This is a genomic window from Bradyrhizobium sp. NBAIM08, from assembly GCF_020193935.1.
GTDB lineage: Bacteria > Pseudomonadota > Alphaproteobacteria > Rhizobiales > Xanthobacteraceae > Bradyrhizobium > Bradyrhizobium yuanmingense.
Genome location: NZ_JADYVR010000003.1, coordinates 818,247 through 825,926, shown reverse-complemented (window position 1 = coordinate 825,926; position 7,680 = coordinate 818,247). Strand labels below are relative to the sequence as shown.

Sequence of the window (7,680 nt, the reverse complement as noted above, 5' to 3'; positions counted from 1 at the left end):
GTGCAGTTCCGGGAGGGGGTGGGGGCTGAATGTCTCTCCACTGTCATTCCGGGGCACGCGAAGCGTGAGCCCGGAATCCATCGTGCCGCAGCGTTGGTCGATGAATGGATTCCGGGCTCGACGCTGCGCGTCGCCCCGGAATGACGGGAGTGGCCTAGTCCGGCCGGACCATCTCGAACATGTTCTCCGGCTTGATCTCGAAATAATCGCCGCGCCGGCCGGCGCGGACGATGGGGCGGGCGGCGGCGGTCTGGTAGACGCCGTCCTTGATCAAGGCCTTGTCGATGTGGACGGCGACGACTTCGCCGAGCGTCAGCCAGGCGTCGGCCTCCTTGCCATTGGCGCCCTTGAGGCGGACGATGTCGGACACCTTGCACTCGAAGGCGACGGGGCTCTCGCCGACGCGCGGGACATTGACGAGCTTGCCGGGCACGGCGGTGAGGCCCGCGACCTCGAACTCGTCGACCTCGGGGGCGACATGCGCCGCGGTCGCGTTCATGTGCTTGGCGAGATCCATCGTCGTCAGATTCCAGACGAACTCGCCGGTCTGCTGCATGTTCTCGACCGTGTCCTTCCAGTTGGTCGAGGAGAAGCCGATGATCGGCGGCACGTAGCAGAACGCGTTGAAGAAGCTGTAGGGCGCGAGGTTGACGTGGCCCCTGGCGTCGCGCGAGGAGATCCAGCCGATCGGCCGCGGCGCGATGATGGCGTTGAAGGGGTCGTGCTTGAGTCCGTGGCCCTTGGAGGGTTCGTAGAAGTACAGGTCTTTGTCGGTCACGCGCTGCTTCCTTTCGTCATTGCGAGCGCAGCGAAGCAATCCAGAATCCCTCCGCGGAGACGGTCTGGATTGCTTCGCTGCGCTCGCAATGACGGAGTTTGTGGGTCCGTCCCGGTCCGCCTCCGGCGGTCGTGCCGGGGGCGATCAGTCTGCTTATAGGAGAAAACGCCCCGCCCGTCAGTGGCGCGGCGACAGACCCGCGATGACGAAATCGATCATCTGGTCGATGGTCGGGCCCGGCTTGGTGGCGCACTGGGCGATCATCTGGGGGTGGAAGAAGCGGATCATCGCGGTGCAGGCGCACAGCGAGGCCAGTTGCAGGTCCGGCGCCTCGAACTCGCCGGAGGCGACGCCTTGCGCGATCATCTGGCCGATGACGCCGGCGATGCACTCCATATGGGCGACGCAGACCTCCCAGTCCTCCTCCATCGCGATCGCGACCATCTCGTGCAGCTTGTTGTCGCCGACATAGCGCTCGGTGTTCATGCGATTAATGGTGATGAGCAGCTCGCGGAAGCGCGGCAGCACCGGACCGGGCCTTGCCACGATCCGCTGCGCCTCCAGCTCGACCTCGCCCATCAGCGAGCGGGCCACCGCCTGATGGATCGCCTTCTTCGATTCGAAGAAGCGATACACGTTGGCGGGGCTCATCCTGAGCTCCTTGGCGATGTCGCCGACGGTCGTCTTCTGGTAGCCGATCTGGCGGAACAGCCGCTCGGCCACCTCGAGGATGCGATCCCGGGTGTCGACTTCGATATGTTCCGAAACAAGGGCCATCAGTCAGGACTCGCTGGTCAACAGTCTTCTCATCTATTCAGCCGCTTCGGCAAGCGGAATTGCGTGCGGGTCATCGCTCCCATGCTGCGGCGCGGCCGGCTGCTCGGGCGTTCCGGCCTCGTCCAGGCTCTTGCGGAACCACAGGGCGTAGAGGCCCGGCAGGTACAGCAGCGTCAGGAAGGTCGCGACGAACAGGCCGCCCATGATGGTGATCGCCATCGGGCCCCAGAAGGCCGAGCGCGTCAGCGGGATCATGGCGAGAATGGCGGCGAGCGCCGTCAGCACCACCGGCCGGGCACGGCGGACGGTCGCCTCGACGATCGCCTCGCGCCGGGTCAGGCCGTGGCTGACGTCGGTCTCGATCTGGTCGACCAGGATGACCGTGTTGCGCATGATCATGCCGGCGAGCGCGATCAGGCCGAGCAGCGCCACGAAGCCGAACGGGGCATTGGCGACGTTGAGGCCAAGCGAGGCACCGACGATGCCGAGCGGCGCGGTCAGGAACACCAGGATCAGGCGTGAGAAGCTCTGCAGCTGGATCATCAGCAGCGTCAGCATCACCATGACCATCACCGGGAAGAGGATGAAGATCGAGGCGTTGCCCTTGGCGGATTCCTCGAACGCGCCGCCCGGCTCGATCCGGTAGGCCGGCTCGAGGTGATCCTTGATCGCCTTCAGCTTCGGCGTGATCTGGTTGGTGACATCAGGGGCCTGCACGCCATCGACGACGTCGGAGCGCACGGTGATCGCCATGTCGCGGTTGCGCCGCCACATGATCGGCTCCTCATGGGCATATTCAATTCGAGCGATCTGCTGCAGGGGCACGGCGACGCCGTTGCGCGAGGTGATGGTGAGATCGCCGACGCCGCCGAGGTCGAGGCGCTCGGACGGGATCGCGCGGGCGACTACGCCGACCTTCTCGATGCCGTCGCGCACGGTCGTGACCTGCGAGCCCGAGATCAGCATCGCCAGCGCCTGCGAGACGTCCTGCGGGGTCAGGCCCATGGCGCGGGCGCGGTCCTGGTCAACGACGAGCTTGAGGTAGGGCGACTGCTCGTTCCAGTCGAGCTGGACGTCCTTGACGCTCTTGTTCTCCCGCATGACGTCGCGGACCTGGTAGGCGATCTCGCGGACCTTGTTGGCATCGGGGCCGATCACGCGGAACTGCACGGGGAAGCCGACCGGCGGACCGAAATTGAAGCGGTCGACGCGCACGCGTGCCTCGGTCAGGAAGCCCTCGGCGGCCGCGGTCTCGATCTTGGCCTTGATGCGCTCGCGCGCCTCGACCCCCTTGGCAACGATGACGATCTCGGCAAAGGCCTCGTTCGGAAGCTGCGGGTTGAGGCCGAGCCAGAAGCGCGGAGAGCCCTGGCCGACATAGGCGGTATAGGTCTCGATGTCCTTGTCGTCCTTGAGCAGCGTCTCAGCCTTCTTCACCGCCTTCTCGGTAACGTTGAAGGCGGTGCCTTCCGGAAGGCGCAGCTGCAGGAACAGCTCGGGGCGCTCCGAGAGTGGGAAGAACTGCTGCTGGACCTGGCCGAAGCCGACGATCGAGGCGGCGAAGACGCCGACGGTCGCGACCACCACGGTGATGCGGTGGTTGACGCACCATTTCACGATGGCGCGCAGGCCGCGGTACATGCGGGTCTCGTAGACCGCATGCGGATCACGGTTGTGGTGCGCCTTCATCTCGGGCAGCAGCTTGACGCCGATATAGGGCGTGAAGATCACCGCCACGAACCAGGAGGCGACCAGCGCGATTGCCACGATCCAGAAGATGCTGCCGGCATATTCGCCGACCGCGGAATTGGCAAAGCCGATGGGGAGGAAGCCAGCGGCCGTGACCAGCGTTCCCGTGAGCATCGGAAACGCAGTAGATTCCCAGGCAAAGGACGCCGCACGCATGCGATCCCAGCCCTGCTCCATCTTCACCACCATCATTTCGACCGCGATGATGGCGTCGTCGACGAGCAGGCCGAGCGCGATGATCAGCGCGCCGAGCGTGATGCGGTGCAGGTCGAGCGACATCGTGTTCATGACGATGAAGACGATGCCGAGCACCAGGGGCACCGACAGTGCGACCACGATGCCGGTGCGCCAGCCGAGCGCCAGGAACGAGACGAACAGCACGATGACGAGCGCTTCCATGAAGGAGTGCACGAACTCGCCGACGGCGTGCTCGACCACCTTGGGCTGGTCGGCAATCAGCTTGACGTCGACGCCCTGCGGCACCGCCTTCATGAAGTCGGCCGTCGCCTTCTCGACCTCCTTGCCGAGATCCAGGATGTTGGCGCCCTTGGCGGTGACGACGCCGATGCCGATGGCGGGCTTGCCTTCCTGGCGCACGACGAAGCTCGGCGGATCGACATAGCCGTGAGTGACGGTGGCGATATCGCCGAGACGGAACACGCGGCCGTTGCTCTCGACCGGCGTTTCGGCGACGGCCTTGGCACCGTCGAGCGCGCCGGTGACGCGCAGCGGCACGCGCTGCGAGGAGGTCTCGACCGTGCCGGCCGGCGTCACGTTGTTCTGCTTGGCGAGCGAATCGAACAGCGCCTGCGGCGTGATGCCCAGCGTGGCGAGCTTGGCGTGGCTGAACTCGACGAAAATGCGCTCATCCTGGTTGCCGTAGACGTCGACCTTGGTCACGCCGGGCACCTTGAGCAGGCGCTGGCGAAAACCTTCGGAGACCTTCTTGAGCTGGGCATAATCGGCGCCGTCGCCGGTCATCATGTAGAGGATGGAATCGACGTCGGAGAACTCGTCGTTGACGACGGGCCCGAGAATGCCGGACGGCAGCTGGCCCTGCACGTCGACCAGCTTCTTGCGCAGGAGATAGAAGAGGTAGGGCACGTCCTTCGGCGGCGTGTTGTCGCGGAAGGTGACCTGGAGCGCGGTGAAGGCGGGCTTGGAATAGGTCTGCACCTTCTCGAAATAGGGCAGCTCCTGGATCTTCTTCTCGATGGGATCGGCAACCTGGGTCTGCATTTCCTGCGCGGTCGCGCCGGGCCAGATCACGGAGACGTTGACCACCTTCACCGTGAAGAACGGATCCTCGGCACGGCCGAGCTTCTCATAGGAGAAGAAGCCGGCGACGCCGAGGATGATCATCAGGAAGAGCACCAGCGTCGGATGGCTGACGGCCCAGGCCGAAAGGTTGAAGCGCTTCATCGCACTCTCCGAAAGACGATCCAGTTGCAAACAACGACAGCCGCTCTGCTCAAACCGTCGTCGCGAGGCAGCGAAGCAATCCAGGGGGCTGGGCAGGTTCTGGATCGCTTCGCCGCTTCAGCCTTTGCTTAGGGACAAAGGCCGAAACTCACCTCACACGACGTAACTCACTTCTCTTGTCATTCCGGGACGGTCCGAAGGACCAGACTTTCAAACGACGGATCAGAACGACAAGGACGACACGATCCGCACCCGCTGGCCGGGATCGAGCTTCTGCACGCCGAGGGCGACGATCTTGGCACCCTCCTCCACGCCGCCGGTGATGACGACGTCCTTGCTCTCGTAGGACTTCACCGTGACCGGCTTGAGCGTGACGCCACCGTTGTCGTCGACAACGTAGAAGGAGGGCTTGCCGCCTTCGTTGAAGAGCGCCGACAGCGGCAACCGCGCGACGCGCTCGGTCGCGGCATCCGACAGCGTCAGCGTCGCCGTCATGCCGAGCGCGACCTTGTCGTCGGCCTCGGGCAGCGAGAACTTTGCCAGATAGGTGCGCGTGGCGGGATCGGCTGCCGGCGCGATCTCGCGCAGCTTGGCCGTGTATTTCTTGTTCGGCTCGGACCAGAGAGTGACGCTGGCGACGCCCGACTTGGCGCGTCCGACCAGCGTCTCAGGGATCGCGACGACCGCTTCCTTCTCGGCAAAGCGGGCGACACGGATCGAAGCCTGGCCCGCGGCAACCACCTGGCCGGGCTCGATCAGCGTTGCGGTGACGACGCCGCGGGCGTCGGCGTTGAGCGTCGCGTAGGAAAGGGAATTCTTGGTCAACTCGACCGAGCGCTCGGCGCGGTTCAAGCGCGCACGGGCTTCATCGGCGGCGGCGCGGCTCTGGTCGAGCTGGGCGTCCGTGGTCCAGCCCTTGGCCTTGAGGTCCTTGGCGCGCTGCTCGGCGGCGGCGGCCTGGGCCAGCACGCCGGTTGCGGCGGTCTGCTCGGCAACGGCCTGCTCGGCCTGGAGCTTCAGGTCGACCTCGTCGAGGGTGGCGAGCGGCTGGCCGACTTCGACCGTCTGGCCGACTTCGACGAGGCGTTTGGCAACCTTGCCGGCGACGCGGAAGCCGAGATCGCTCTCGATCCTAGGACGGATAGTGCCAACGAAGCTGCGCTCCGGGGTCTCGGCAGCGTAATGGGCGGTTGCCACCAGAACCGGCCGCGGCGGCTCGGCCTTCTCGGCGACAGTATCATTGCACCCTGCCAGCGAAACGGCCATCAGGGCGAGCGCGGCTCCTGCGAAAAGCTTGGAATAGCTCGACAAAATCGACCGGACGAACATCGAAGGACACTCCTGCATCTCGATTGAGAGGAATGTCAACTGTTCACTGATAAAAGTCAATAATCGTCAGTCATCAGGAATGCGTGATCGTGAAGGAGTGGTAAGGAGGGATAGGCCTGGCCGCGAGGTGTTATTGTAGGGTGGGCAAAGCGGAGCGTGCCCACCAGACCGCTCTGCGGCGAAGATGGTGGGTACAGTGCGCGACGTGCGCGCCCCCTCACCGCCCCTGGTCGGCGAATTCGTGCTTGCTGTCGTGTCCGCCGACGAACACCAGGATGCCCGCGATCAACGGCAGCACGGCGAGCACCAAGAGGCCCGTCGAGGTCTGGCCCGTGGCTTCCTTGACCCAGCCGATCAGGTACGGCCCGCCGAAGCCGGCGAGATTGCCGATCGAGTTGATCAGCGCGATGGCGCCTGCGGCCGCCGTGCCGGACAGCCAGGCGGTCGGCAGGGTCCAGAACACACCGAAGCAGCAGAACACGCCGATCGCGGCCACCGTCAGCGCCACCATCGTCAGCGTGGGATCGGTGAGATAGGAGGAGATGCCGAGCGCGACTGCGGTGAGCAGCAGCGGCGCGCCGACATGCATGACGCGCTCGCGGCTCGCATCCGAATGCCGCGCCCACAGGATCATGGCGATGGTGCCGAACAGATACGGGATCGCCGTGACGAATCCAGTCTGGGCGTTGGTGAGACCGAACGCCTTGACGATCTGCGGCAGCCAGAACTGCATGCCGTAGAGCGCGCCGACGAAGCCGAAATAGACCAGGCTGAGCGCGATCACCTTCGGTGAAGACAGCGCCTCGCCGAGCGAAAAATGCTTCACCGCCTGCTTGGCCGCGATCTCCGCATCCAGCTTCGCCTTCAGCCAGGCCTTCTGCTCGGCCGAGAGCCAGTCCGCCTTCTCCGGCTTGTCGGTGAGATAGAACCAGGTGACAATGCCGAGCAGCACCGACGGGATGCCCTCGATGATGAACAGCCACTGCCAGCCTTTCAGGCCCATCATGCCGTCGAGCCCGAGCAACAGGCCCGAGATCGGCGCGCCGATCACGGTCGAGACCGGCACCGCGATGGCGAAGGCCGCAAGAAAGCGGGCGCGATATTCGGCCGGATACCAATAGGTGAGATAGAGGATGATCCCGGGGAAAAAGCCGGCCTCGGCGACGCCGAGCAGGAAGCGCAGGACGTAGAAGCTGGTAACACCGCTCACGACGGCCATCAGCGCCGAGATGATGCCCCAGGTCACCATGATGCGGGCTATCCAGCGGCTCGCGCCGAATTTCTCCAGCGCGAGGTTGCTCGGCACCTCGAAGATGAAATAGCCGATGAAGAAGATGCCGGCACCCCAGGAGTAGATCAGCGGCGTGAATTTCAGATCGGCGTTCATGGTCAGCGCGGCGAAGCCGAGATTGACGCGATCGAGATAGGAGAAGAAGTAGGCCAGCACCAGGAACGGAATCAGGCGCCAGGAGATGGCGCGGATGGTCGAGGTTTCGATGTCCGACTTGGTGGCACCGGTGGAACCGGCATAGGTCGTGGTCTGGCTCATGGCTTCCCCCGGGGTTGTTGCTTTTTTCGGGTCTGCGGCCGTTTTCAGCATCGCGAGCAAAGAGTCAATGGAGCAA

General features: G+C 64.7%; 5 protein-coding genes. All 5 read right to left on the bottom strand.

What is annotated here, in order from left to right; genetic code table 11:
• Positions 1-154 precede the first annotated feature (154 nt).
• The 5 genes from I6F37_RS14595 to I6F37_RS14575 all read right to left on the bottom strand — a co-directional run bounded on the left by I6F37_RS14595 (position 155) and on the right by I6F37_RS14575 (position 7,604).
• Complete coding sequence (locus I6F37_RS14595) at positions 155-778, bottom strand: flavin reductase family protein (protein WP_036024785.1); 624 nt, start codon at positions 776-778, stop codon at positions 155-157.
• Positions 779-955: 177 nt separating this feature from the next.
• Positions 956-1,555: a TetR/AcrR family transcriptional regulator gene (locus I6F37_RS14590; protein WP_036013870.1), complete on the bottom strand. Its 600-nt coding sequence runs from the start codon at positions 1,553-1,555 to the stop codon at positions 956-958.
• 33 nt (positions 1,556-1,588) lie between these two features.
• Positions 1,589-4,726: an efflux RND transporter permease subunit gene (locus I6F37_RS14585; protein WP_225151713.1), complete on the bottom strand. Its 3,138-nt coding sequence runs from the start codon at positions 4,724-4,726 to the stop codon at positions 1,589-1,591.
• A gap of 222 nt (positions 4,727-4,948) precedes the next feature.
• Positions 4,949-6,055, bottom strand: a complete 1,107-nt coding sequence (locus tag I6F37_RS14580; RefSeq protein ID WP_036024781.1) for an efflux RND transporter periplasmic adaptor subunit — start codon at positions 6,053-6,055, stop codon at positions 4,949-4,951.
• A 217-nt stretch (positions 6,056-6,272) separates the two neighbouring features.
• Entirely contained in the window at positions 6,273-7,604 is a 1,332-nt protein-coding gene (locus tag I6F37_RS14575) for an MFS transporter (protein ID WP_225151711.1), read from the bottom strand.
• Between the last annotated feature and the right edge of the window lie 76 nt (positions 7,605-7,680).

Bases quoted from the DNA above. Each gene is read 5' to 3' on its own strand.
- I6F37_RS14590 (WP_036013870.1), bottom strand. From the start codon at position 1,555: ATGGCCCTTGTTTCGGAACATATCGAAGTCGACACCCGGGATCGCATC.
- I6F37_RS14580 (WP_036024781.1), bottom strand. From the start codon at position 6,055: ATGTTCGTCCGGTCGATTTTGTCGAGCTATTCCAAGCTTTTCGCAGGA.
- I6F37_RS14585 (WP_225151713.1), bottom strand. From the start codon at position 4,726: ATGAAGCGCTTCAACCTTTCGGCCTGGGCCGTCAGCCATCCGACGCTG.
- I6F37_RS14575 (WP_225151711.1), bottom strand. From the start codon at position 7,604: ATGAGCCAGACCACGACCTATGCCGGTTCCACCGGTGCCACCAAGTCG.